Raw genomic sequence first — 25,503 nt, 5'->3', positions numbered from 1 at the left:
TATGAGTACCCTCAAAAAATTCTTGAAGCATAAAGATTACGTACGCATCCCCTTGTCTTTAACGGCAACCGATCATTTTGAAATCCATGCCGAAATAAATGATGTACAAGGCAGGTTTATATTAGACACTGGCGCATCGAACACCTGCATTGGCATGGATAAAATAGAGCACTTTAAATTAATATCCGAAGAATCTATTGTAAAAGCCGCAGGTGCAGGAGCCACCAATATGGAAACCTTGGTATCCAAAGAAAATACCATCAATCTATACTCATGGGAATATCACCAATTAGAAATTGTGCTTTTTGACCTAAAGCATGTTAATGAAGCTTTAATCGCACACAACACAGAACCTGTAGACGGTATTTTAGGAGCAGATATTCTTAAAAAGTCAAAAGCCATTATCGACTATGGCAAAAAATGTATTTATTTAAAAAAGAAAAAGCGTTGAGTTTCCTCAACGCTTTTTCTTTTTATAAAACCTTAGAAAATTACATTTCCAAAGCTTTCTTTACGTTATTGTCCATCAATATTTCTTCCGGACTTTCCAATGCTTCTTTAATGGCAACCAAAAATCCTACCGACTCTTTACCATCAATAATACGGTGATCATATGACAAAGCCACGTACATAATCGGTGCTATAGCAATAGCTCCTTCACGGGCAATAGGTCTTTCCACAATATTATGCATACCCAAAATAGCACTTTGTGGTGGATTGATAATTGGTGTAGACAACATAGAACCAAATACACCACCATTGGTAATAGTAAATGTTCCACCTGTCATTTCATCAACAGTAATCTCACCTTCACGTGCTCTAATTGCCAATCTTTTAACTTCAGCTTCAACACCTCTAAATGTTAAGTTTTCGGCATTTCTTATTACCGGCACCATTAAACCTTTAGGTCCTGATACAGCTATACTGATATCGCAGAAATCATAAGAAATCATTTCCTTACCGTCTATCATAGAATTAACGGCCGGATACATTTCCAAGGCTCTTACCACTGCCTTTGTAAAAAAGGACATAAAACCTAAACTAACACCATGCTTGCTCTTGAAATCTTCTTTATACTTATTTCTAAGTTCAAAAATGGCACTCATATCCACTTCATTGAACGTAGTCAACATTGCTGTTTCATTTTTTGCAGAAACTAATCTTTCCGCTACTTTTCTACGCAGCATTGATAGTTTTGATCTAGACTCACCACGACTGCCACCTGTAGGCGACCCCATAGAAGGCACTGCATTTACAGCATCTTCTTTTGTAATTCTACCATCTCTACCAGAACCGGAAACAGAACTACTATCAACACCTTTTTCATCTAAAATTTTCTTGGCTGCAGGAGAAGGAACTCCAGAGGCATAGGTCTCTTTTGCCTGAGCAGGCTGTGGAGCTTTTTCTTTTTTAGGCTCTTCTTTTTTCTCTTCTTTTGGAGCACTAGCTGCTTCTGCACCACCATCTGGTTTGGCAGCACTTGTATCTATTAAGCAAACTATGGCACCAACCGCAACTGCATCACCTTCTTCGGCTTTCAGTGTAATTGTTCCACTTGCTTCTGCAGGCAATTCTAAGGTAGCCTTATCTGAATCTACCTCTGCAATTGCTTGATCTTTTTCTACATAATCCCCATCTTCAACTAACCATTCCGCTATTTCTACCTCTGTGATAGACTCTCCCGGCGAAGGGACCTTCATTTCTAGAATCATTCTTTCTATAATTTGATATGTTATATTATTTTTTTGGTTTGGACATATTGTCCTTTGTCTTATCGAAAACGTAATCTATAACTTGCTGATGACGCGCTTTGGAACGTACAGAACTACCAGCTGCTGGAGCTGCATAAAATCTTCTTGAAGCAACTCTAAACTTTTCAGCTTCACTAAAGTGCATTAACATATGACTCCATGCACCCATATTCCTTGGTTCTTCTTGTGCCCAAACAATATCATCGGCATTTTTATACTTAGCAATTGCCGCTTTCATTTTCTTTTCAGGAACCGGGAACAACTGCTCAACCCTAACCAAAGCAACATCGTCTCTGTTGTTCTCTTCTTTGACCGCTAACAGGTCATAATAGAATTTACCTGTACAGAAAACCAAACTTTTTACTTTTTTGACATCTGCAGTGTCATCATCAATAACTTCTTGAAAACTTCCACTGGTTAAATCTGCAATCTTAGATACGGCTTTTGGATGTCTCAATAAACTTTTTGGCGTGAAGATTATCAAAGGCTTTCTAAAATTCGCCTTCATTTGCCTACGTAATAAATGGAACATTTGAGCAGGCGTAGTCACATCTGCGATGTACATATTATCTTTTGCGCACAGTTGAAGGTAACGTTCCATTCTCGCAGAAGAATGTTCAGCTCCCTGACCCTCATAACCGTGAGGCAATAACATCACCAAACCGTTCTGAAGTTTCCATTTATCCTCTGCTGCAGAAATATACTGATCGATCATTATCTGGGCTCCATTACTGAAATCACCAAACTGTGCTTCCCAAATGGTCAATGTATTTGGGCTTGCCATAGCATAACCATAATCAAAACCTACAACACCATACTCAGATAAAAGTGAATTATAAATTTGGAATTTAGCTTGTTTTTCAGATAACTGATTTAACAAAATAATCTCTTCTTCACTTTCCTCTACTTTCATTACGGCATGGCGGTGAGAAAAAGTACCACGCTCAACATCTTGACCAGACATACGAACCGCAAAACCTTCTTCTAACAAAGTACCATATGCCAACAGCTCACCCATTGCCCAATCAAGGTTATCGGCTTCAAAATACATATTGTAGCGATCCTTAACCAATTTTTCTACTTTGCGCAAAAACTTCTTTCCTTCAGGTAAAGCCGTAATCACTTTAGCTATCTTATCTAGCTTAGTTTTTGCAAATGTGGTTTTTACCGGGTCCATCATTTCCCATTCACGTACATTTTCAAAACCTTTCCATTCATCTGCCATGAACGGAGTTATTATAGTTTTATCCTCTTTACGTGAATCTTCTAATTTCTCTTCTAGAGAATCTTTATATTGTTTTTCTAATTGAGCAACATAAGTATTATCTATTACACCTTCCTGCATCAGCTTTTCAGCATAAATATCTCTTGGATTCTTATGCTTTGCAATTGCCTTGTAAAGTTTCGGTTGGGTAAACCTTGGCTCATCACCTTCATTATGACCATACTTTCTATAGCCTAATAAATCTATAAAAACATCGCCCGCAAATTGCATTCTATATTCTAAGGCAAAAAGAGATGCATGCACTACTGCTTCTGCATCATCTGCATTTACATGAAGTACCGGACTCAATGTTACCTTCGCAACATCGGTACAGTATGTAGAAGATCTTGCATCTAAATAGTTAGTTGTAAAACCTATTTGGTTGTTTACCACTATATGTATGGTACCACCGGTCTTATACCCATCAAGACCCGCCATTTGAACTACCTCATAGACTAAACCTTGACCCGCAATAGCGGCATCACCATGTACTACGATAGGAAGCACTTTAGAAATATCATCTTGATAATCGGCATCTTGCTTAGCTCTTGCAATACCCTCAACAACAGCACCTACCGTCTCTAAGTGAGAAGGGTTTGGCGCAATACTCATTTTTATCTTATTTCCGTTATCGGATTTTCTATCAGAAGTCCAACCCAAGTGATATTTAACGTCGCCATCAAAAATCTCTTGCTCATAATCCTTACCATCAAACTCACTGAAAATATCTTTCGCAGATTTACCAAAGATATTGGTAAGCACATTTAACCTACCACGGTGGGCCATACCCATAACAAATTGCTTAACACCCATTTCTGCTGCGTGTTCAACAATTACATCTAAGGCAGGAATCAAAGATTCGTTACCCTCTAACGAGAATCTTTTTTGACCTACATATTTAGTATGCAAAAAAGTCTCAAACGAGATGGCGTGGTTTAACTTCTTAAGAATATGTTTTTTTCTTTCAGGCTCAAAATTTGGATGATTGTCATTGACATTTATCCAATCTTGGATCCATTTTACACGCTCTGGTTTTCGAATATACATATACTCTACACCAATAGCATCGCAATAGATACTTTGTAAATGCCTAACAATTTCTTTTAAGGAATTTGGACCTATACCAATTATATCACCAGCATTAAAAACAGTATCAAGATCAGACGATGAAAGTCCGAAATTTTCTATATCCAATGTAGGTTCATAATGTCTTCGCTCACGAACCGGGTTTGTTTTAGTAAATAAGTGACCTCTGCTTCTGTAGCCATCAATAAGCCTGATCACCTGAAACTCCTTCTGTAAGGATTCTGGCATTTCACTCTTGTTGCCGTTGACTACGACAGTAGTTCGATTCTCATCAATTTCAAGTTCCTCTAACGAACTTTCCATTCCAAAGTCGAATCCTTGAAAAAAGGCTCTCCAACTTGGCTCTACACTATCCGGATTTACTAAATACTTATCGTATAACTCTGAAAAAAAAGAGGTATGAACGGTATTCAAAAAGGAATATTTATCCATGAATTACTTTCTGTATCTTTAGAATAAATTTCTAACAAAAATACAACATTTACAATATCTAACGATAGAATGCCAAGTATTATTGAAAAAAATGAAACTTTAAAACAAAATCATCACATGAGCTTAAAAAAATTAATATTCATAGGATTAGCTACATTAAATATCACCTTTTCCCTTGCCCAAACTTCTAATTTCGGTAATGATTTTTGGAATAACGTAAGATTTGGTGGAAGTATTGGATTAGGATTCACAAATAATGGATTTAATGGCTCTATATCTCCAAGTGCCATTTACCAATTCAATGAGCAATTTGCTTCTGGAGCTAGTTTAAGTTTCAACTATGCAAAATTTGATGATGATAAGTTTTTAGCATATGGTGGTAGCGTTCTTTCATTATTCAACCCCATACCTGAAATTCAAATATCTGCCGAATTTGAACAACTACGTATTAACCGAACCATAGCTACCTCAACTATAGATATTGAGGATAACTATTGGTTACCTGCATTTTTTGTTGGCGCAGGCTATAGCACTAGAAATGTTACCATTGGCTTGCGTTATGATTTACTTTATGATGACAACCAAAGTATTTATGGAAATGCCATAATGCCCTTTGTGAGGGTTTACTTTTAAAAATCACTACCTTACATCTTAGACCAAACCAACCAACATGAATACGTTAAAGAACCGATATCTATCTTTAGATGTCTTTAGGGGGATGGATGTTGCCCTTATGATTATTGTAAATTCCCCAGGAAATGGAGATACCAGTTTTGGAATATTGAAACATGCCGTTTGGAACGGATTTACACTTACCGATTTGGTTTTCCCTACTTTTTTATTTGTCGTAGGTAATGCCATGAGTTTTAGCATGAAAAAATATGACAATGTAAGTAGCGGTACGTTTTTAAAAAAGGTTTTTAAACGTTTTGCCATAATATTCCTATTAGGATTTTTAATGTATTGGTTTCCGTTTTTTGACAACGGTGGTTTAAAACCAATTGGAGAAACTAGAATTTTTGGTGTTCTACAGCGTATAGCACTGTGCTACTTGTTCGCTTCCCTTTTGCTCAGATATTTTAAAACCAAATCAGTTTTAATTTTCAGTGCATTGGCCTTAGTAGCATATCACATTATTCTAATTGTATTTGGAGACCTCAGCCTAACAGGAAACGCGGTTCTAAAATTAGATAAATTTCTTATTGGAGCTGATCACATGTATCATGGTAATGGTGGCGTAGCTTTTGACCCAGAAGGTTTATTAAGTACCTTACCCGCAATTGTAAATGTCATAGCCGGATATTTTACCGGTAAATTCATTCAAAAAAACGGTCAAAACTTTGAAACCATAGCCAAACTCATAATGGCTGCCGGCTTATTAATTATTGTGGGTTTTGCGTGGGATTTAATCTTCCCTTTCAATAAGAAACTTTGGTCCAGTTCTTTTGTATTGCTCACTAGCGGAATAGATATATTCATCATAGCCATTTTAATCTATTTGCTGGATATGTCTAAACCCGGAAAATGGACTTACTTTTTTGAAGTTTTTGGCAGAAACACCTTGTTCATCTATCTATTATCTGAACTCTTTATCATAAGCCTGTCAGAAATAACTATGAAAGGCACCACCGCTTATAACTGGATTGCAGATACTATTTTCATTGCTACCGCTGGTGATTACTTTGGCTCACTATTATTTGCCCTATGGATAATGTTTACTTGTTGGTTAATTGGCTATATTATGGATAAAAGAGGGATTTATATTAAAGTGTAAATGCACATGCTATTGATATTTGTTTCTATACCAAACCTTTTTGTATTCTCTTTTTAATATCAACAAAGTAACTTGATCGGCCACATCTACGGTATCGGTAATTTCAATATGTTGAAAATCTTTCTCAGGGATATCTATGATGTACATAAGATTCAAATACTCAGCAAAATGCTCCATCATTAAATAATACACTTTTTCTCGAACAAGAGCTATAAAACCTGAAGCATCAATGGCTAAAGGCATTTTTAAAGGAACGTTTGCGAGGATAAAGTCTTTTTCGGCTTGTTGAATTAATTTCTTAAAAAGCGAATCTTCCAGGGCAATCTGCATCAACTGCTCGCTATTATCTACTCTCAACTTCATGCTCAATCAACTTTATAAAAAATGTACGTAATACGGATCACACTATTGCTTGTACACAACCCCTTCTTTCATAACAAAAACCACATCGGTTAGGGTTTCCACATTATTTAAAGGGTTATCGTTCACAGCCACAATATCAGCTATATATCCTTCTTTAATCTGCCCTAGCTCATCTTCTCCCAATAACATTGCATTGGTCATAGTAGCTGCACGTAATATCTCTATAATTGGCATACCAGCTTTGTTCATATAAATGAACTCCTTTGCATTATCCCCATGAGGAGACACACCAGAGTCTGTACCAAAAGCTATATTAACCCCCTTTTTGTAAGCTTTTGCAAAAGTAGCATTTAACTTAGGCCCTATTTCCAATGCTTTCTTTGCTACAACGGGCGGCAAGTAGTTAGGTATCTTAGCCAACCTAGCCGCTTCTTGTCCGGCAGATATCGTAGGTACCATAAATGTATTATGCTCTATCATTAAGTCCATCGTTTCCTCAGACATCAGCGTACCGTGTTCAATAGTTTTTATTCCTCCTAAAATTGCTCTTTGCATACCCTCATCTCCATGGGCATGAGCAGCGGTCAACATACCGTAATCATCTGCTGTTTCGGTAATCGCTTTTATTTCTTCAATCGTAAATTGAGGATTTTGACCACTTTTTGCCACGCTAAGAACCCCACCTGTTGCCGTAATCTTAATAACATCGGCACCATCTTTATAACGTTGGCGCACCGCTTTTCTACCATCTGCAGGCGAGTTTACTACTCCGTCTTTCGGGCCCGGATCACCCATTAACTCCTGGCTTCTTCCGTTTGTAGGATCTGCATGACCACCGGTAGTTGCAAGAGATTTTCCCGCGGTAAAAATTCTTGGACCAACAATAGTTCCTTTATTAATTGCTTTTTTCAGTGCAATGTTCACACCTGAACCTCCTAAATCTCTCACCGTGGTAAAACCTGCCATTAAAGTTCTTTTGGCATATACGGTAGATTGAAATGCAACATCTGCTTCATTTAATGTAAAAGCCTCTAAATACCTAGACGGACTAGATTCACTTTCAATATGCACATGCATATCTATAAACCCGGGCAAAATGGTTTTCGTTTTTAAATCAACCACCATATCCGATTCATTCCCAGACACAAATCCATTTTTAATTTCTTTGATTTTATTTTCAGAAACTACAATGGTCTTTTCCGATAGAATTTTACCAGATTCAATATCTACGATTTTACCGCATTGAAGATAGGTGTCCTGTGCATTTGCTACACCAAAAACGAACATCAACAAAACAAAAAGAGAATTTTTCATACGAGGTGGTCTTTAAATTAAATAAGGGGAAATATAGCCATATTTCCCCTTATTTATATCGTAGTTCTTAAAAAAATCAGTCCCTAATTTTCTGCTCCCAGATCCATGCATAATTCATGGCTTCTTCTAAAGTATATTCGGCTTTCCAACCCAACACCTCATTTGCCTTAGTAGTATCTGCATATGCCGTAGTAATATCCCCAGGTCTTCTATCAACAATTTTATAGTTCAGTTTTTTTCCTGAAACTTTTTCAAAGCTCTTTATTGCCTCCAGTACAGAACTACCTTTACCCGTACCTACATTAAAAACCTCATAATTAGATTCATTGTTGCCATTCAACAAACGTTCTAAAGCAACTACATGGGCTTTGGCCAAATCTACAACATAGATATAATCTCTTATACATGTACCGTCGGGCGTTGGATAGTCATCACCAAAAACAGACAGTTCTTTTCTCAACCCAATGCCGGTTTGCGTAATAAACGGAACTAAATTTTGCGGCACCCCTTTTGGCAACTCCCCTATTTCTCCACTTGGGTGTGCACCCATCGGATTAAAATAACGTAATGCAATAGCATTCAAATAAGGAGTTACTTTACATGTATCAGCAATAATCTCCTCACCCATCTGCTTAGTATTACCATATGGAGATTCGGCAACCTTAACAGGTGCATCTTCGGTAATCGGCATTTTATCTGCTTGTCCATACACAGTACAAGAAGAACTAAAGATGAAACTAGCTTTGTTCTTTTTACATAATTCTTTTAAAATGTAAACGAGCGTACCAATATTATTTTCATAGTACAGTAACGGCTTCTCCACACTCTCCCCTACTGCTTTACTCGCAGCAAAATGGATAACACCTTCGACGTCTTGGTGTCTTGCAAAAAAATCTTCGACCTTTTGCCTCTCCTTTAAATCCAGCTTTTCAAAAAGTGGTTTTTTACCAGTGATTGCCTCAATGCCCTCTAGAACACTCTCATCTGAGTTAGAGCAGTCGTCAATAATCACCACTTCAAAACCTTTATTTTGAAGCTCAACTACGGTGTGGGAACCAATAAATCCAAGTCCGCCTGTTACTAATACTTTCATTTTATATGCTATTTGAACATTGCCAAAATAAAAAAACTATATACTACCCATTAACAAACCCGATGACTAACTGCGTTATATGGTTAATCTGTTCATCATCCAACTCGGTATGCATGGGCAATGAAATCACTTCTTTCACCAATTGATTGGTTACTGGAAAATCTGCCTCATTGTACCTATCATCCTCATATGCTTTTTGCTTATGTAACGGAATGGGATAGTACACACCAAAAGGAACTTCGTTTTTAGCCAAAAATTGTGCTAGTTCATCTCTTTTACCATTGGTGATTTTTAAGGTATACTGATGAAAAACATGGCAATCACAAACATCACAGATACCTTCACAATTATTAACCGTTACAGGAGTGACAATATGTTCTTGCCCTTCAAAAGCCTTAGAATATGCACGCGCCGCATTTCTTCTTGCCTCGCAATAACCATCTAATCTGGGAAGTTTAGCACGTAGCACGGCAGCCTGAATGGAATCTAATCTCGAATTAACCCCTACAACGTCATGATGGTATCTTTCATACATACCATGGTTTACTATACCTCTTAAGGTATGCGCCAATTCATCATCATTTGTGAATATTGCACCGCCATCACCATAACATCCTAAGTTTTTAGAGGGAAAAAATGAAGTCGCACCTACGTGACTCATACTTCCTGCCATTTGTTTTGTACCATCTGCTGAATAATATCTAGCTCCAATCGCCTGGGCATTATCTTCTATGACGAACAAATCGTGTTTTTTGGCCAGTTCTAAAATAGCGTCCATATTCGCACATTGTCCAAAAAGATGCACTGGCACTATAGCCTTGGTTTTAGGCGTAATGGCTTTTTCAATCGCTTCTATATTAATGTTGAACGTATCTGGATATACATCGACCAAAACCGGAGTCAACTGCAGCAAGGCAATAACCTCTACCGTTGCAGCAAAAGTAAAATCAGCCGTAATTACTTCATCACCTGGTTTTAAACCTAAACCCATCATAGCAATCTGTAAAGCATCTGTACCGTTCGCACAAGGTATAACATGTTTTACCTGTAGGTACTCTTCCAATTCTTTCTGAAAAGCATGAACTTCCGGCCCGTTAATAAAGGCGGAAGTTTCTAATATTTGAGATATTGAAGAGTTTACTTGATCTTTAATTTCTTGGTATTGACCACCTAGGTCAACCATTTGTATCTTTTTCATCTGTTGTAATTACATGAAGTAGCACAAAAATACGAAACCGGCGACACTAATTTTATGGAAAGAAACGTAATTTAGCCCAAAAGCATCAGTTTGTACATTCTTTATAACCTTATTGCCATTAGTACCTCTGCCATTTTAAAGGTATTGGCCTTAGCGAATTCAAAGCTTTCTTTATTTGTAAAAGGTAGAAGGGAAAGCCTTCCTAAAATAAAACATTCTATTGCAAAAGATGATAAAGTTATTTGGATACATGCGGCTTCATTAGGTGAATACGAACAAGGATTACCGGTACTGGAAAAACTAAAATTGTTATACCCGCATTATAAAACACTACTCACCTTTTTTTCTCCATCTGGGTATGAAGTGAAAAAAAACAGCAATGTGGCCGATGTCATTTGTTACTTACCTTTAGACACTAAAAGTAACGTATCTGCTTTTTTGGACATTGCTCACCCAGATATCGCAATTTTCATAAAGTATGAAATATGGCCTAACTACCTGGTTGCTTTAAACAAACGAAATACACCAACATTTTTAATTTCGGCAATATTTAAGAAGAATCAGATTTTCTTTAAATCTTATGGCGGATTTATGCGTAAAACGCTCAACAACTTTACGCACATTTTTGTTCAGAACAAGAAATCGCATTCGTTATTAAATTCAATTGGTTTCAATAAAGTTACGATTGCTGGCGATACCCGTTTTGACCGCGTAAGCGAAATTGTAGATCAACATAATGAGTTGAACTTCATGGAGAATTTCAAGCAAAATCAATTTTGTTTTATTGCAGGCAGTACCTGGCCAGAAGATGAGCGCTTAATTATTGATTATATCAATCAATGCAATTACCCCATTAAGTTTGTTCTTGCACCACACACAATGAAGAGCAATCATATACAAGAAATTATACAATCAATAGAAAAGCCTGTTGTAAGCTATACTGATTTGAACGAGAATATAAACTTAGCGGATTATGAAGTCATCATCATAGATACCATCGGTTTATTGACCAAAATATATAGCTATGCCGAAATTGCGTACGTAGGTGGTGGCTTCGCAACAGGATTACACAACACCTTGGAGCCTGCAGTATTTGGCATACCTGTAATTATAGGTCCGAAATTTGAAGGTTTTGCCGAGGCAGAAGAATTGGTACAATTAGGTGGAGTCATTTCAATAAACAGTTCTGAAGAACTTCAACACAACATAGACACTTTTTTCACTCAACAACAAAAAAGACAACAAACCGGTCAAATCAATACAAAATTTATCAAAGAAAAAGCTGGAGCAACACAACAAATCTTAAATGCATTAAATTCAGTTTTATCTTCAAAAAATTGATTCATTCACAGTAACACTGCCTTTAAACTATTAAATGTTTAATGTAAAAATTAAGACATTCTTAGTACGCAACATGTACTTTGCTCAGACAATTTGATACGTTAATCGAATTTATATCTCTATTTTACAGTACATTACACACGTAATACCTATATTGAATACAGAACAATAGAACTATGATTATGGAACAAGGACTTTCTTCAGGAGTTAAAATGCTCAATGGATTTCTTAAATTAATGATTACATGCTTAATCTTAATACTTTTGGCAGTACCGCTCGCTGGCATAGCCGATTGGCTTGGACTACTTAAGTAAGCTTTAATAGATTACATCTTAAATATACTTGCATTTTCAACAAATCGATAAAATGCAAGTTTCATGGATATAATGCACTTATTAAGAAACACTTACCACATTTAAGTACGGTTTCACCATATTTTTGTAGGTGTTTACAACAATTAATAGGTAATAGTTGCTTATTTCAACTAACTTTAGTAGTGTAACTTTAAAGTAGGTAATGTTATGAACAATTTATCATTTAAAACAGGGGTAGAAACTTATCTATCCGTACTTATTATTGCAATGAACGCTTTTTTAGCTGTTGTTGCGGTAGGTGCAATATTAACCCTTTTAGGGATTGTCTAATCTTTTAAATTAAAGCTTATTGCAAAAAATTACGTTTTAAAAGCCCCTTTTCTAGGGGCTTTTTTTATTTAATACAATTAGCACCCTATTCTTTTATAATCAGTTGCATAAACCCTTCTTTAAAAGCTCTACCAATAGGCAGCGTTTCTTTGTCCTCCAATATTACTTGATTTGCATTGATCTTATAAATTTCAGTAATATTCAAAATGTATGATTTGTGGATTCTTATAAATTTCCGGGTATCTAAATTTTCTTGCCAGTACCGCAAGGTTTCTTGCGAAAGGTATTTCTGTTTTTTTGTATGAATTTCGGTATAATCAGCATCAGACCGTATAAAACGAATATCTTCTACTTCAATTTTAATATGCTCGTATCCAGATTTGATAAAAACGACATCTGAAAGTGGGTTTTTCTCAGCTAATGTTTTTTCTTCTATGAACTCACTACCTAATCTAGGTACTTTATTCACTGCTTGAACAAAGCGTTCAAAAGAAAATGGTTTCAAAAGATAATCAATCACACCAAAATCATAACTCTCTAAAGCATAATCAGAAAAAGCAGTTGTCAAGATTACACTAGGTTTATGTTTTATGACTTTTAAAAATTCTATACCGGAAATCTTTGGCAAATGAATATCCAAAAAAATTAAATCAATTTTTTCAGACTTTATAAAATCAATAGCAGAAAGAGCATCTGTAAAGGTGGCCTTTAAGTCTAAATTTCCAATATCGGCAATATATTTTTTCAACACTCTTTGTGCTGGCGGCTGATCTTCTATAATTATACATTGTATCATACAATCCCTTTCATTAACTGTAATTTTAAATGCACATAATACACATTCTGCTCTTTTTGAATATGTAAATCATGTGCATTAGGATATAGCAATTCTAACCTTTTCTTCACATTCTTTAAACCAATACCATTAGAAAGACTTTCGGTATTGGTTATTTCTAAAAATGAATTCCTACATTCAAAATCCAGACACCCATTTTTATCTAAAATAATGCTAACGTCTATAAAAATATCTTCGGACTGGCTAGCGGTACTATGTTTAAAAGCATTTTCAATAAAAACCGATAAAATCAGTGGAGCTATTTGATAATCATTATTGATATTTTCAGTTCTAAAACTAATCTTACCCCTTTCTTCAATTTGCATTTCATTTAATTGGGTGAAATTTTTTAAGTGTTCTATTTCTTTTCCTAAAATGACAAATTTCTCTTTACAATCATATAGCATATAACGTAAAACAGAAGATAATTCAAGGATGATGGACGGAGTCTTTGCCGATTCCTCTATGGCATATGAGTATAAATTATTCAGATTATTGAATAAAAAATGTGGATTGATCTGTGATTTTAAAAAAAGTAATTCACTTTCTTTGACAGATGTACGAAGTTCTTCGACCTCCAATTGTTTTTTTGATGCATCCCACGCGAATTTAAACCCCACTAAAATTAGAATTACCGGCATTACATCAAGAAGACTGTAGATAACACCAGGGAAGTACATGGCTCGTGTATCTGGATAAAAAATACGTTCTAAAATAAGTTCTTCAAATGCTATATTAAAACTTATAATAAATGCTACCGAACAAAAAAAGTATAAGTACTTTTTCATATAAAAATAACGAGGTAGTAAAATGTAATTGATAAAAAAAGCACCCAAAGCATAATTAAAAAATGCAATCACTTTAAAACCCTGTATTTCCGGATCGTACTTGTCAAATGTAAAGAATAGAAAAACCACCACATGCAAGACGACTTGAAATAGTATTTCTTTTTTAGCACTAGAATTTAAATTGAAAAAGAGGGCCATTACTTAAAAATAACACTTTACAACCACACCCCATTTAATAAAGCCGTAATCGACATAATTAAACAGGCAAACGCCATTTAGCTCTATTTTGTCGTTTACACCATAACATTTGTCGTTCGCAGAATTTAGGTTTCATTACTTCAAAGTAAGACGCATCTTTACTGTCAACAACAACATCAACACTCATAATGCTTAAACAACTTCAAGACTCAATTCTTTTTATTTTCTTGTTATTCGTCACTACGACTTCATTCGCACAAAACACTACCACCATTACAGGTAAAATTGTAGAAACTAATAATGGCGGACCAATTGAATTTGCAACCGTTCTTGTAGGCGACCCAACCAATCAAAAACCTATTGTGGGTACTACAACCTTGCAAGATGGTAGTTTCACTCTAGAAACAACTGCTTCTGAATTTTATATAGAGGTAAGTTTTATTGGTTTCACAACCAAAAGATTTGATAACCCCACCATTGTAGACGGTAAAATTAATCTTGGAACCGTTACCATAGCAGAAGATTCTCAACAACTTGATGAAGTTGTGGTAGAAGGTGAAGTTAGCCAGACCGTATTCAAATTAGATAAACGTGTATTCAATGTAGGTGCTGACTTAAGCAGTACTGGAGCAAGTGCATTAGAGGTCTTGAACAATGTACCCTCGGTAAACGTTAATATTGAAGGAGCGGTAAGCCTACGTGGTAGTCAAGGAGTTCAAATGTTGATTAATGGAAAACCTTCTGTTATTGCCAATGAACAAGGTAACGCCCTTGGAACCTTAACAGCAGATATGATAGAGCGTATAGAGGTTATCACCAACCCTTCTGCCAAATACGATGCAGAAGGTACATCGGGCATTATAAATATCGTTCTTAAAAAAGAGGAAAAGAAAGGATTAAATGGTGCGGTTACTTTAAATACGGGCGTGCCTAATAATCATAGTTTAGGACTCAGTCTTAATAGACGTACCGAAAAGTTCAATTTATTCAGTCAATTAGGATTTGGGCGAAGAACCTTCCCCAGTGATGAAGAAACAGAAAATAGGAATTTGGAAGACGGCACTTATATCAGCAGTTTAGGCGAAAACGATAAGAACGAAACATTTTTTAATCTTATTCTGGGAACAGATTATCATATTAATGAGCTGAATGTAATTACACTTTCCGGGAACTTCGCATATGAATGGGAAAAAGAGAATGCAGATGCCATTTTCAGTACTTTTGATGATAGCAATACATTGACAGATGCTTTTAGAAGACAAGAATTGACCGAGGCTACAAATCCTAAATATTCCTATGAACTTCAGTACAAAAAAGACTTTGAAGGCAATGAAGAGCAATCGTTGTTATTAAGTGCTACGGGAAATCTTTTTGCAAAAGACCAAACATCAGACTTTAATAACACGACTACTATTGGTGCTGATGACGACACGCTTCAAAAAAGTAGAACAGATTTCACCCAAGCAGAATATACTTTTAAGGCAGATTACACACACCCTTGGTCAGAACAATTTACCTTAGAGACCGGTGCGCAATATCAAATAAACGACGTAGAAAATGATTTTGCCATCAGCAATTTTGATGGTACAGATTTCATTGAAGACCCTAATTTGACCAACGTATTCGAATGGACCCAAAAAGTACTGGGCATTTACGGCACCACTGCTTATGAAGGAGATAAATGGGGCATAAAAGTAGGACTTCGTTTTGAAGATACCGATGTTGCCACCTTGCTACAGACCACAAACGTGAGCAACGATAAAAATTATAATAACCTTTTCCCTAGTGGTCACACAAGCTATAAAATTAACGATGACCTATCATTACAAGCGGGATACTCAAAACGTATATTTAGACCCCGTTTGTGGGATTTGAATCCGTTTTTTAATATTAGAAACAACTTTAGCATAAGTACGGGTAATGCAGATTTACAGCCAGAATTTACCGATAGTTTTGAAGTCACCAGCATTTACAAACTTGGTAAGGTTTCAATGAACCTTGGTGTTTTCTACAGACATACCGAAGACGTTGTGGAAGATATTGTAGAGTTTGAGGACAACGTAAGTATTTCAAGACCAGAAAATGTTGGTATTAGCAATACCACAGGTTTAGAATTCAATGCAAAATACATACCCGCAAATTGGATATCTTTTACCAACGATTTAAATTTCAGCCATTTTGCCCGAGAAGGAGATTTTGAAGGGAGCTCATTCGACTTTGAAGGAAACCAATGGTCTACGCGTTTAACCAGTAAAATTAAACTTCCTGCAGATATAGATTTGGAATTAATAGGAAACTACCAATCTAGTTATAGAACATTGCTTCAAGAAATATCAGAAAACCTATTTATGGATTTCGGAGCGAGAAAAAAGATTTTAAAGGGAAAAGCTATTGTCAACTTAAGTATTAGGGATGTCTTCGCCTCTCGTATAAGCGAAAGCATTACCGATCAGCCCACATACTATCTTAGAGATTATAGTAAGCGTGGCAGGTTTGTAACGCTAGGTATCAGTTTTGGATTTGGCAAGGGTGAGGCAATGGAATTTTCAGGACAAAAGCGATTCTAAAAAAACATAAAAATATTGATTTTAACCCTCGCTATTTTTAAATAATCTAAATACATACTACTGAAAAACAGCTATTTAAATTGCTTCTAAAGGATTAAGGATTTAGTTTTAATTGAATTTAAAACAGAAGATTATGTCGATAAGATTTGGAAATAGTTGTGTTAATTGTGATAATTTGGTTGAAGGCAATACTTGTAAAGTGCATGGCGTAAAAGTAGGAAATAGTTATACGTGCGATAGTTTTGAAATGAAAGCCACTTTAAAAGATGACACTAATTGTGTAACCTGTGTAAAGTTTGAATCTAGCGATTGCGCTAATCCACAAAAAGCAGCACCAGGTATGTCTTGTAGCCATTGGGCTCCGCAAAATGCTACTGCATAAATGCAAATAATATTTAAGTAAAAATTTAAAGGTCAGCCGAAAGCTGACCCTTTTTATGTAAACTATTTTACTTCTACACCTTTCCAAAATGCTATATACCCTTTAATACTCTTAGCCAATTCTGATACTTCTGGGTAGTACCATGCAGCATCTTTATTTACATCACCGTCAACCTCAATATCATAATATGACGCCTCACCTTTCCAAGGGCATTTGGTATGGGTCTCGGTATTTTTAAAATATTCTTGTTTTATAGATGACGGCGGAAAATAATGATTTCCTTCAATTACTATTGTAGCATCACTTTCTGCGATTACCTCGTTATTCCAAATTGCTTGTACCATATCTTAATATTTAATTCTATTTTAATTCAGTCAATACTGTAGAACCTGCCGTTAGAGTTTTATGTACCGGACATTTATTGGCAATCTCCAATAACCGCTGACGTTGTTTTTCATCTAGATTACCAAACAGTTCTATATTTCTTTTAAAAACATCTATTTTTTCAACGGATTGTGAAACATTTTCAGAGTCTGGAGCGTGTTCTTTACCATAATCAACATGAACAACTACCTTTTGCAAATCCCATTTTTTTCTAGTGGCATACATTCTCAATGTCATCGCGGTACAAGCTCCTAATCCCGATGAAACATAATCATATGGAGAAGGACCAAAATCGTTTCCACCAAAATCAGTAGGTTCATCTGCAATCAACAAATGATTACCAGAAACTATTTCAGAGGTAAAGCCTTCATTACCTATACTCACCGCAACTTGGTGAGCGGTTTTTAATGGTGCTCTTTTAGGAATATCCAAGTAACGTTCTGCCCAACCAGCAATAACGTTACCAACATATGTAGAGTCATCATTGTTTGATAATAGATGATCAGCTTTATCAACAGAAATAAAGCTTTTTGGATGATGTGCGTATTGATATAATTCCTTTGCATTTTCAATACCCACAATGGTATCTTGGGGCGAATGAATGACCAAATACGGTTTTCTCAAGTTCTTTAAAACCTCATTCATAGGTTTTGACTCAATATCATCGATAAAATCTTTTTTAATGGTGAAGTCCCTACCACCAATATTCACTTTTGCTTTACCCGTGGCATTAATTTCCTCTACATTAGATTTAAATAGATGTTTCACATGTGCCGGGGAAGATGGGGCGCCAATGGTAGAAACAGCGACAACAGATGCAATTTTAGAAGCAGCAAAAATTACAGCTGCACCACCAAGTGAGTGTCCAATCAATAAAGCAGGAGCTTTGTAATTCTCTTCTAAAAATTTAGCCGCTTGAATAAGATCAGAAACGTTTGATGAAAAATTGGTGTCTTCAAAACTACCTTCACTATCACCTAAACCTGTAAAATCGAAACGAAGTACAGCTATTCCTTTATTTACTAAAGCCCTTGATATATTGCGAACAGCAGAAAAATTCTTATTACAGGTAAAACAATGGGCAAAAACAGCATAAGTGTGTGCTTCTTGATTATTAGGTATTTCTAACCTAGCCGCTAATTGTTTTCCTTCAGTATTTGTAAACGATACTTTTTCGAACCCCATAATTATCCTTTCTGCTATTTGACTTAATCTATAGCATTAGAAGTAAATAAAGGTTAAAACTTACAAATCTGTTTTGAAGTGATGTTTTAAAGCTCTTATTTGAAAATATTAATGCATAAAAAAGCCCCTTGAATTCTCAAGAGGCTTCTCGTTGTACAGGCGGAGAGACTCGAACTCTCACACCTCGCGGCACTAGATCCTAAGTCTAGCGTGTCTACCAATTCCACCACGCCTGCATACTTTCCTAAATCACGATATGTGATTATCGGGGTGCAAATATAATGCAAAAAATCAATTCTCTAAATTTTAGCTATTTAAAAATTACGCTTTTTGTACTTTTATCGAAAGTCACATAAAAAAGTACATGAAAAACGTAAAAAATTATTTATCGGAAAACAAAGACCGATTTTTAAATGAAATCATTGAACTACTTAAAATTCCGTCTGTTAGCGCAGACCCTGCTTTTTCGCAAGATGTTTTAGATGCTGCTGAAATGGTAAAATCGAGATTGGAGGATGCTGGCTGTGATCTTGTTGAAATTCATGAAACTGCTGGTTACCCAATTGTATACGGTGAAAAAATTATAAATCCTGATTTACCAACGGTACTTGTATATGGTCATTATGATGTACAACCAGCCGAACCATTGGAATTATGGACTTCACCACCATACGAACCTGTTATCAAAAAAACCGATAAGCACCCAGAAGGAGCCATTTTTGCACGTGGTGCTTGTGACGATAAAGGGCAAATGTATATGCATGTAAAAGCATTGGAACTTATGGTGAAAACCGACCAGCTACCATGTAATGTAAAATTCATGATCGAAGGCGAGGAAGAAGTTGGCAGTAATAACTTAAGCATTTACGTAGCCGAGAATAAAGAAAAACTGGCTAACGATGTTATTTTAATATCCGATACAGGAATGATTGCCAATGATGTTCCTTCCATTACTACAGGTTTACGGGGACTTAGTTATGTGGAAGTAGAAGTTACCGGTCCTAATCGCGATTTACATTCTGGCTTATATGGCGGTGCGGTTGCCAACCCTATCAATATTTTAACCAAAATGATCGCCAGTCTACATGATGAAAACAATCATATAACCATTCCTGGTTTTTATGACAAAGTAGAAGAACTATCTGCCGACGAACGTGCAGAAATGGCAAAAGCACCTTTTAGTATTGAAAAATACCAAGAGGCTTTGGATATTGAATCTGTTTACGGAGAAAAAGGATATTCCACCAACGAACGTAATTCCATTAGACCTACGCTAGATGTAAATGGTATTTGGGGAGGTTATATTGGTGAAGGTGCTAAAACGGTTATAGCCAGTAAGGCTTACGCCAAAATATCTATGCGATTAGTTCCTAATCAAGATTGGAGAGAAATCACCGAACTATTCAAAACACATTTTGAAGCTATTGCGCCTAAAGGTGTAAAGGTAGTTGTAAAACCTCATCATGGCGGACAAGGATATGTAACCCCTATCGATACCACTGCTTACCAAGCGGCTTCAAAAGCTTACGAAACTACATTCGGTAAAAAACCGATTCCACAACGTAGTGGTGGTAGTATACCAATAGTTTCCCTTTTTGAGCAAGAACTAAAAAGCAAGACCATACTTATGGGCTTTGGTTTAGATAGTGATGCCATACACTCCCCTAACGAGCATTTTGGAGTGTGGAACTACTTTAAAGGCATTGAAACAATACCGTATTTTTATGAGTATTTTACAGAAATGACCAAGAAGTAAATGGTTGACAGTTGAAAATAAAACGTCTTTGCGAGTTTGGCGAAGCAATCTGTAACTTTGGAACACGAAACTTACAGATTGCTTCGTCGCTATAAAGCTCCTCGCAAAGACGTTCATTTTATTCTAGAAGTATCTTTTATCGATGATATATTGATTCAAAGAACAAACAACTATATTTTCTTCACGTACTTGGTAATGATAACCGTCATAGTTGGTCCTACCTTACCTTCAATGTACTCGGCATTCTCACGATCTAAAGAAATTCTACGTACTGCAGTACCTTGTTTAGCTACTTGGCTAGACCCTTTAATTTTCAAGTCCTTCACCAGAACTACACTATCTCCATTTTCAAGAATTACACCATTAACATCGCGGTGAATTATTTTCTCGCTTTCTGCCAATCCTTCGCCAGTAGCTTTTGCCCAATCTAAAACCTCTGGTTCCAAATACATCATATCCAGCAAATCTTTAGGCCAGCCTTCAGATTTTAATCTAGATAGCATTCTCCAAGCCACAACTTTCACCGAATCATATTCGCTCCACATACTGTCGTTCAGACAACGCCAATGGTTTGCATCCATCTGCTCCGGGTCTTCAATTTGAGTACGGCAAATTTCACATGCCAATATACTAGAATCTACACCACTTACCGTTACCGGTTCCACTTCAAAAACTTCTAAATTACTGGTTCCCGTACATAATTCGCAAGTGGAGCCACTACGTGCTTCCAAATCAGCTAATACACTCATATTATTGGTTATTTTAAGAAGACAAATTTACATCTTTCAAATCGGTCATATGGACCTTTTCCCAAAGAATTGGGGTCGGGCTATACATTGCAAGTACGCTTCGCTAAAAAGCGAATGCGGCTTTTCATTGCTATCCCTAAGGCAAAAACCAACAAAACGCCTCTACATTTGTAGAATTAAAATATTTATTCTATGTTTGTAGAACATACTCTAAACTTGTAGAAAAATGCAATTATCCAAATCAGAAGAAGAATTAATGAATATTCTTTGGAAGCAGAAAAAGGCTTTCATGAAAGATTTGCTTGATGCTTACCCAGAACCCAAGCCCGCCACCACAACGGTTGCCACACTTTTAAAAAGAATGACCGACAAGAAGTTTATTGACTATAAAAGCTTTGGTAGAAGTAGAGAATACTTTCCGTTGGTTAAGAAAAAAGACTATTTCTCTAAACATGTTAACGGACTCATTAAAAACTTCTTTAATGATAGTGCGAGTCAGTTCGCATCTTTTTTCACTCAAGAAACCAATTTAAGCAAAGCAGAATTGGAAGAATTGAAAAAACTAATAGATGTTGAAATAGAAAAGAAGTAATTATGGAAATCTATCTTTTAAAATCCGCCGCATGTATGAGCATCTTTTTGCTTTTCTATAAACTCCTTTTGGAGAAAGAAAGCATGCATCATTTTAAAAGATTTTTTCTATTAACAGCAGTCATCGCTTCTTTTATAATACCACAAATTGTATTTACAGAATACGTTGAAATTGAACCCTCCACGGGAGTCACTCAAGTTATCACCATAAATGAACCCCAAGAGATACAACCAGTAGTTCAGACTATTGCAAATTCGCCTATGAATTGGTCTTTAATACTATGGACTATATACGGATTAGGAGTTGCAGGATTTGCATTGCGTTTTCTTATCAATCTCAATAAAATTTGGAAACGTATTCATAACAATCCAAAAACGAAACATAGTACTATCTATAGAATCCTATTAAAAGAACAACTGCCGCCACACACTTTTTTAAAGTACATATTTCTGAATAAACAAAAATTTGAGACCAAAAGCATACCTAATTCTGTGCTGCTACATGAAGAAACCCATGCTATACAAAGGCATAGTTTGGATGTTCTTTTTCTGGAGGTATTACAAGTATTATTTTGGTTCAATCCGTTAATATATGCTTTCAAGAAAAGCATTAAACTAAATCATGAATTCTTAGCAGACAGTGCGGTACTTAATAGTCAAGAAGACCACTTAAACTATCAAAATACATTACTATCGTACTTATCAAACGACAGCTCTAACATCCATCAATCAGTTGGTATTGCAAATGCCATAAATTATTCATCAATCAAAAAACGATTCATCATCATGAAAAAACAAACATCAAAAAAGGGGATTTTAATTAGAAGTCTATTGCTGCTTCCGTTATTGGCAATTTTACTATTTGGATTCAGTGAAAAATCAACAAAGTATAGTAATGCCAATAGAACTAGTAATAACCAATTAGACACTAAAAGAATAATAAAACTAGCCGGTTCAGTAGTAGACTCAAAGACTTTACAGCCCTTAGAAAATGCCGAAATAAGAGATAAAGAAGGAAATTTACTCGCTGTTACAGACAACCACGGAAATTACTCACTTAAATTAAAAATAGAACAACCCGGAGAAATTTACTTTTCGCTTTCGGTTAAAAAAAATGGGTATAAACCACTTATACAACAAGAACACTGGGGTAATTTACAAGGAGAAATCACTAGTACATTTTATTTTGGGCTTCAAAATAAAAATTCGGATGTACCAGAATTTTCAAAACTTTTTACAAGCAACAGTGATTCTTCAAACTCATCAATTCAAGAATTTAAGGTTAATGCTATTAAAGAACATGCTTTTAATCAGGAACTAAAAAATGCTAAAAAAGGCAATGAAAAAATCGTTATTGAAATAGATAATATACACTACTTAGTAAGTTCATCAGGCTGGATACAATTAAACAACCTTAACGATTTTATTTCAGTTAACGATAACAAAATTATACCCGCTACTCAACTAAATGCAATAGTAAAGCGCCATAGCGTAAAAGCTATGTCGCCTTTAGAGGATTATGATAATGCACAATTTGCCATATACACATCCTCAGGTGACATTAATAAGAATCTAAACAAAAGAGCTTTTAACAACTACAATACTCTTGCAAAAAAATACAATGCAATCCCTATAGAGAAAAGAAGTATTCCACTTAGTGATTTAAGGATGTTAGAATCTATCTATAAAAATATGACTGTTGAGGAAAGAAAATCAGCTCAACCTTTTCCTGAATGTTTGCCTAAACAAAATCAAGATGGTACTACAAAAGAGCAATTATCCACCTACAATAAGTTGGCAAAAAGTTACAACACCATGATTTCCGAAGGCGGAAATATACGCATACTAAAAGCTGATGTGGATCGACTAACTTATATCTACGGATTAATGTCTGCTAAACAAAAAGAGAATGGAGAGCCATTCCCAGATTTCCCAGAGCCACCACCAGTTCCTGAAGCCCCAAACACTTCTGAGTATGCAGACAGTCAGATTAATGAAATCATTGAAAATCAAGACCCATATGATCATTTAAATCTCGATGTAAAGGCTTTAAACGGAATTCCTTCAAACACCCAAACTTTTCATTCTAAGCCTAGCAGTCCGGTTGCACCTCCACCTCCTACTCCGCCGTCACCGTTAGATTATGTTATAAGCATGGCAAAAAAAGGAGCAACGTTTTTCTACGAAGGCAAAGCCATTTCGTCTGATAAAGCCATTGACCTACTAAAGAAAAACAAAGCGTTAAATATAGAATCTAGAAAGAAAAATGGTAAAGCAGAAGTACGAATTACCAAAGAACCTGTAACAATAAGGTAACAACAACGTCAAACATATGTTAAAGCCCTCTTTTCGAGGGCTTTTTGCGTACCAAAAGTGAAATAGTTACGTTCACCCAGTATACATCATCATCAATCAAAAAACGAATTTTCATCATGATTCAAAACTTCTTTATTCTTTGCTCTGGCGCAGATGCCGAATTATTACAAACTTGTTCTAAAGGGGAACAGAACAAATATGCGGGTATTGGCGCAACGGTTTTTTTTACTGCGGTCATGGCATTTATCGCCAGTAGTTATGCACTATATACTGTTTTTGACAATGTTTATGCAGCTATATTTTTTGGTTTTATCTGGGGATTACTAATTTTCAATTTAGACCGCTTTATAGTCTCTACCATTAAAAAAAGAGGGAATTTTGGTCAGGAGTTTTTACAGGCCGTACCACGAATTATTCTTGCCGTTATAATCGCCATTGTGATTTCAAAACCCTTGGAAATGAAAATTTTTGAGAAAGAGATCAATCAGGTGTTATTAGAACAAAAGAATGAGCTTACCCTTGCCAACAAAGAACAACTCGCATTGCAATACACCCCAAAGGTTGAACAATTAAATCAAGATATTACAGCCCTAAAAACCGAAATTGACACTAAAGAAGCAGAAACAAACGCGCTTTATGATATTTACATCAATGAAGCTGAAGGTACTGCTGGCACAAAGTTATTGGGTAAAGGACCTGTGTATGAAGAAAAGCGTGAAAAACATGATGCTTCTCTTGCCGAACTACAGGCATTAAAGACCACGAATGCAGAAAAGATTACAGAATTAGAAGCCCAGATAACCGATTTAAATACGGAATATGCCGAAGTTGTAAAAACTTCGCAACCCATTATAGATGGTTTTGACGGATTAATGGCAAGAATATCAGCTTTAGATGAATTGCCGTGGCTACCATCCTTTTTCATATTTCTACTATTCTTAGCGATTGAAACTTCGCCTATAATTGCCAAATTACTGGCACCAAAAGGTGAATATGATATTAAATTAGAAGAGGAAGAAAGTGTACTTTCTACTTGGGTAGAGCAAAAATTGGCGCAACGTCAATTAATAGCTTCAACTGACGGAGAAATCAATCAGAAAATATACGAAGATTTGAAGGGAGAAGAGGAATTGTACGGGTACAAAAAGAAAAAAGCAGAGGAATTGCTACGCTTACAAGCAGACAGCTTTCATAAAATACAGACGAAAGCCTTAAAATAGAAAAAGACCAATATTTCTATTGGCCTTCATCGGTTTGGGGGAACTACCTGAACAACTTTTTTACACTGCCATGGCCTCTACGATCAATTCAGAATCTGTTATATTAAATTGGCAGATTTCATAAATTTCATCTTGGCTGGCTGTTTCGAAATACCCTAAGCATCTTTTTGAGTTTATAACTGTTTTCATATGATTTCGTATTGGTGATATTTTTTGAGTTAATCGTTAATTACACTCCAAAGGTATCGTGTAGATAGCGTTCAATTTTTCAA

At 35.8% G+C, this 25,503-nt stretch carries 23 protein-coding genes and 1 tRNA gene; 11 read left to right on the top strand and 13 right to left on the bottom strand.

What is annotated here, in order from left to right:
- Window position 1: 1 nt before the first annotated feature.
- A complete protein-coding gene (locus DCS95_RS07905) occupies window positions 2-451 on the top strand; it encodes a retropepsin-like aspartic protease (protein WP_116770274.1) in 450 nt (149 codons plus the stop codon).
- A 40-nt stretch (window positions 452-491) separates the two neighbouring features.
- Here DCS95_RS07905 and odhB read toward each other — a convergent pair whose 3' ends face one another.
- Together odhB and DCS95_RS07895 are read right to left on the bottom strand one after the other, a co-directional pair.
- Window positions 492-1,712 carry a 2-oxoglutarate dehydrogenase complex dihydrolipoyllysine-residue succinyltransferase gene (odhB, locus tag DCS95_RS07900; RefSeq protein ID WP_116770273.1) on the bottom strand — a complete coding sequence of 407 codons (1,221 nt, stop codon included), beginning with the start codon at window positions 1,710-1,712 and terminating at the stop codon, window positions 492-494.
- Window positions 1,713-1,737: 25 nt separating this feature from the next.
- Window positions 1,738-4,533 carry a 2-oxoglutarate dehydrogenase E1 component gene (locus DCS95_RS07895; RefSeq protein WP_116770272.1) on the bottom strand — a complete coding sequence of 932 codons (2,796 nt, stop codon included), beginning with the start codon at window positions 4,531-4,533 and terminating at the stop codon, window positions 1,738-1,740.
- Between the two features lie 117 nt (window positions 4,534-4,650).
- Here DCS95_RS07895 and DCS95_RS07890 point away from each other — a divergent pair, with 117 nt between their 5' ends.
- Complete coding sequence (locus DCS95_RS07890) at window positions 4,651-5,166, top strand: alpha-ketoglutarate decarboxylase (RefSeq protein WP_116770914.1); 516 nt, start codon at window positions 4,651-4,653, stop codon at window positions 5,164-5,166.
- 37 nt (window positions 5,167-5,203) lie between these two features.
- Window positions 5,204-6,307: an acyltransferase family protein gene (locus tag DCS95_RS07885; RefSeq protein ID WP_116770271.1), complete on the top strand. Its 1,104-nt coding sequence runs from the start codon at window positions 5,204-5,206 to the stop codon at window positions 6,305-6,307.
- A 9-nt stretch (window positions 6,308-6,316) separates the two neighbouring features.
- On the opposite strand, the gene DCS95_RS07880 is transcribed toward DCS95_RS07885, so the two are convergent.
- The 4 genes from DCS95_RS07880 to DCS95_RS07865 all read right to left on the bottom strand — a co-directional run bounded on the left by DCS95_RS07880 (window position 6,317) and on the right by DCS95_RS07865 (window position 10,275).
- The gene (locus DCS95_RS07880) at window positions 6,317-6,670 is read right to left on the bottom strand and encodes a hypothetical protein (RefSeq protein WP_116770270.1); all 354 of its coding nucleotides are present in this window, start codon (window positions 6,668-6,670) and stop codon (window positions 6,317-6,319) included.
- A 42-nt stretch (window positions 6,671-6,712) separates the two neighbouring features.
- Window positions 6,713-7,984, bottom strand: coding sequence for a metal-dependent hydrolase family protein (locus tag DCS95_RS07875; protein WP_116770269.1), 1,272 nt, complete (start codon window positions 7,982-7,984; stop codon window positions 6,713-6,715).
- 76 nt (window positions 7,985-8,060) lie between these two features.
- Complete coding sequence (gene galE, locus DCS95_RS07870; RefSeq protein WP_116770268.1) at window positions 8,061-9,077, bottom strand: UDP-glucose 4-epimerase GalE; 1,017 nt, start codon at window positions 9,075-9,077, stop codon at window positions 8,061-8,063.
- Window positions 9,078-9,120: 43 nt separating this feature from the next.
- Window positions 9,121-10,275, bottom strand: coding sequence for a DegT/DnrJ/EryC1/StrS family aminotransferase (locus DCS95_RS07865; RefSeq protein ID WP_116770267.1), 1,155 nt, complete (start codon window positions 10,273-10,275; stop codon window positions 9,121-9,123).
- A 90-nt stretch (window positions 10,276-10,365) separates the two neighbouring features.
- Here DCS95_RS07865 and DCS95_RS07860 point away from each other — a divergent pair, with 90 nt between their 5' ends.
- Both DCS95_RS07860 and DCS95_RS20600 read left to right on the top strand, forming a co-directional pair.
- The gene (locus DCS95_RS07860; RefSeq protein ID WP_116770266.1) at window positions 10,366-11,616 is read left to right on the top strand and encodes a 3-deoxy-D-manno-octulosonic acid transferase; all 1,251 of its coding nucleotides are present in this window, start codon (window positions 10,366-10,368) and stop codon (window positions 11,614-11,616) included.
- Between the two features lie 521 nt (window positions 11,617-12,137).
- Window positions 12,138-12,260, top strand: a complete 123-nt coding sequence (locus DCS95_RS20600) for a hypothetical protein (RefSeq protein WP_257786202.1) — start codon at window positions 12,138-12,140, stop codon at window positions 12,258-12,260.
- An 85-nt stretch (window positions 12,261-12,345) separates the two neighbouring features.
- On the opposite strand, the gene DCS95_RS07855 is transcribed toward DCS95_RS20600, so the two are convergent.
- Together DCS95_RS07855 and DCS95_RS07850 are read right to left on the bottom strand one after the other, a co-directional pair.
- Complete coding sequence (locus DCS95_RS07855) at window positions 12,346-13,056, bottom strand: LytR/AlgR family response regulator transcription factor (protein WP_116770265.1); 711 nt, start codon at window positions 13,054-13,056, stop codon at window positions 12,346-12,348.
- Complete coding sequence (locus DCS95_RS07850) at window positions 13,053-13,883, bottom strand: sensor histidine kinase (RefSeq protein ID WP_244178418.1); 831 nt, start codon at window positions 13,881-13,883, stop codon at window positions 13,053-13,055. Before DCS95_RS07850 ends, DCS95_RS07855 begins: the two co-directional genes overlap by 4 nt.
- Before the next feature lie 386 nt (window positions 13,884-14,269).
- On the opposite strand from DCS95_RS07850, the gene DCS95_RS07845 reads away from it, so the two are divergent.
- Entirely contained in the window at window positions 14,270-16,648 is a 2,379-nt protein-coding gene (locus DCS95_RS07845) for a TonB-dependent receptor domain-containing protein (RefSeq protein WP_116770263.1), read from the top strand.
- Window positions 16,649-16,781: 133 nt separating this feature from the next.
- Window positions 16,782-17,030, top strand: coding sequence for a hypothetical protein (locus tag DCS95_RS07840; RefSeq protein ID WP_036157715.1), 249 nt, complete (start codon window positions 16,782-16,784; stop codon window positions 17,028-17,030).
- 62 nt (window positions 17,031-17,092) lie between these two features.
- On the opposite strand, the gene DCS95_RS07835 is transcribed toward DCS95_RS07840, so the two are convergent.
- The 3 genes from DCS95_RS07835 to DCS95_RS07825 all read right to left on the bottom strand — a co-directional run bounded on the left by DCS95_RS07835 (window position 17,093) and on the right by DCS95_RS07825 (window position 18,835).
- Window positions 17,093-17,374 carry a DUF427 domain-containing protein gene (locus tag DCS95_RS07835; RefSeq protein WP_116770262.1) on the bottom strand — a complete coding sequence of 94 codons (282 nt, stop codon included), beginning with the start codon at window positions 17,372-17,374 and terminating at the stop codon, window positions 17,093-17,095.
- 16 nt (window positions 17,375-17,390) lie between these two features.
- Window positions 17,391-18,599 (bottom strand): bifunctional alpha/beta hydrolase/OsmC family protein, encoded by a 1,209-nt coding sequence (locus DCS95_RS07830; RefSeq protein WP_116770261.1) that lies wholly within the window; start codon window positions 18,597-18,599, stop codon window positions 17,391-17,393.
- Between the two features lie 154 nt (window positions 18,600-18,753).
- Window positions 18,754-18,835 (bottom strand) — tRNA-Leu (locus DCS95_RS07825).
- 128 nt (window positions 18,836-18,963) lie between these two features.
- On the opposite strand from DCS95_RS07825, the gene DCS95_RS07820 reads away from it, so the two are divergent.
- Window positions 18,964-20,355, top strand: coding sequence for a dipeptidase (locus DCS95_RS07820; RefSeq protein ID WP_116770260.1), 1,392 nt, complete (start codon window positions 18,964-18,966; stop codon window positions 20,353-20,355).
- Window positions 20,356-20,525: 170 nt separating this feature from the next.
- Here the strand turns inward: DCS95_RS07820 and DCS95_RS07815 are convergent, their stop codons facing one another.
- Entirely contained in the window at window positions 20,526-21,104 is a 579-nt protein-coding gene (locus tag DCS95_RS07815; RefSeq protein WP_116770259.1) for a PhnA domain-containing protein, read from the bottom strand.
- A gap of 226 nt (window positions 21,105-21,330) precedes the next feature.
- Between DCS95_RS07815 and DCS95_RS07810 the strand changes: the two genes are divergently transcribed.
- The 3 genes from DCS95_RS07810 to DCS95_RS07800 all read left to right on the top strand — a co-directional run bounded on the left by DCS95_RS07810 (window position 21,331) and on the right by DCS95_RS07800 (window position 25,231).
- Entirely contained in the window at window positions 21,331-21,696 is a 366-nt protein-coding gene (locus DCS95_RS07810) for a BlaI/MecI/CopY family transcriptional regulator (RefSeq protein WP_116770258.1), read from the top strand.
- Window positions 21,697-21,698: 2 nt separating this feature from the next.
- Window positions 21,699-24,011 carry a M56 family metallopeptidase gene (locus tag DCS95_RS07805; RefSeq protein WP_116770257.1) on the top strand — a complete coding sequence of 771 codons (2,313 nt, stop codon included), beginning with the start codon at window positions 21,699-21,701 and terminating at the stop codon, window positions 24,009-24,011.
- Between the two features lie 116 nt (window positions 24,012-24,127).
- The gene (locus DCS95_RS07800; RefSeq protein ID WP_116770256.1) at window positions 24,128-25,231 is read left to right on the top strand and encodes a DUF4407 domain-containing protein; all 1,104 of its coding nucleotides are present in this window, start codon (window positions 24,128-24,130) and stop codon (window positions 25,229-25,231) included.
- 60 nt (window positions 25,232-25,291) lie between these two features.
- Here DCS95_RS07800 and DCS95_RS20595 read toward each other — a convergent pair whose 3' ends face one another.
- A complete protein-coding gene (locus DCS95_RS20595) occupies window positions 25,292-25,420 on the bottom strand; it encodes a hypothetical protein (RefSeq protein WP_279629385.1) in 129 nt (42 codons plus the stop codon).
- Window positions 25,421-25,503 lie beyond the last annotated feature (83 nt).

It is taken from the genome of Maribacter litoralis (genome assembly GCF_003075045.1).
Lineage (GTDB): Bacteria > Bacteroidota > Bacteroidia > Flavobacteriales > Flavobacteriaceae > Maribacter > Maribacter litoralis.
Note: the sequence above shows the minus strand (reverse complement) of the source record. Positions and strands in the feature narration are given on the sequence as shown.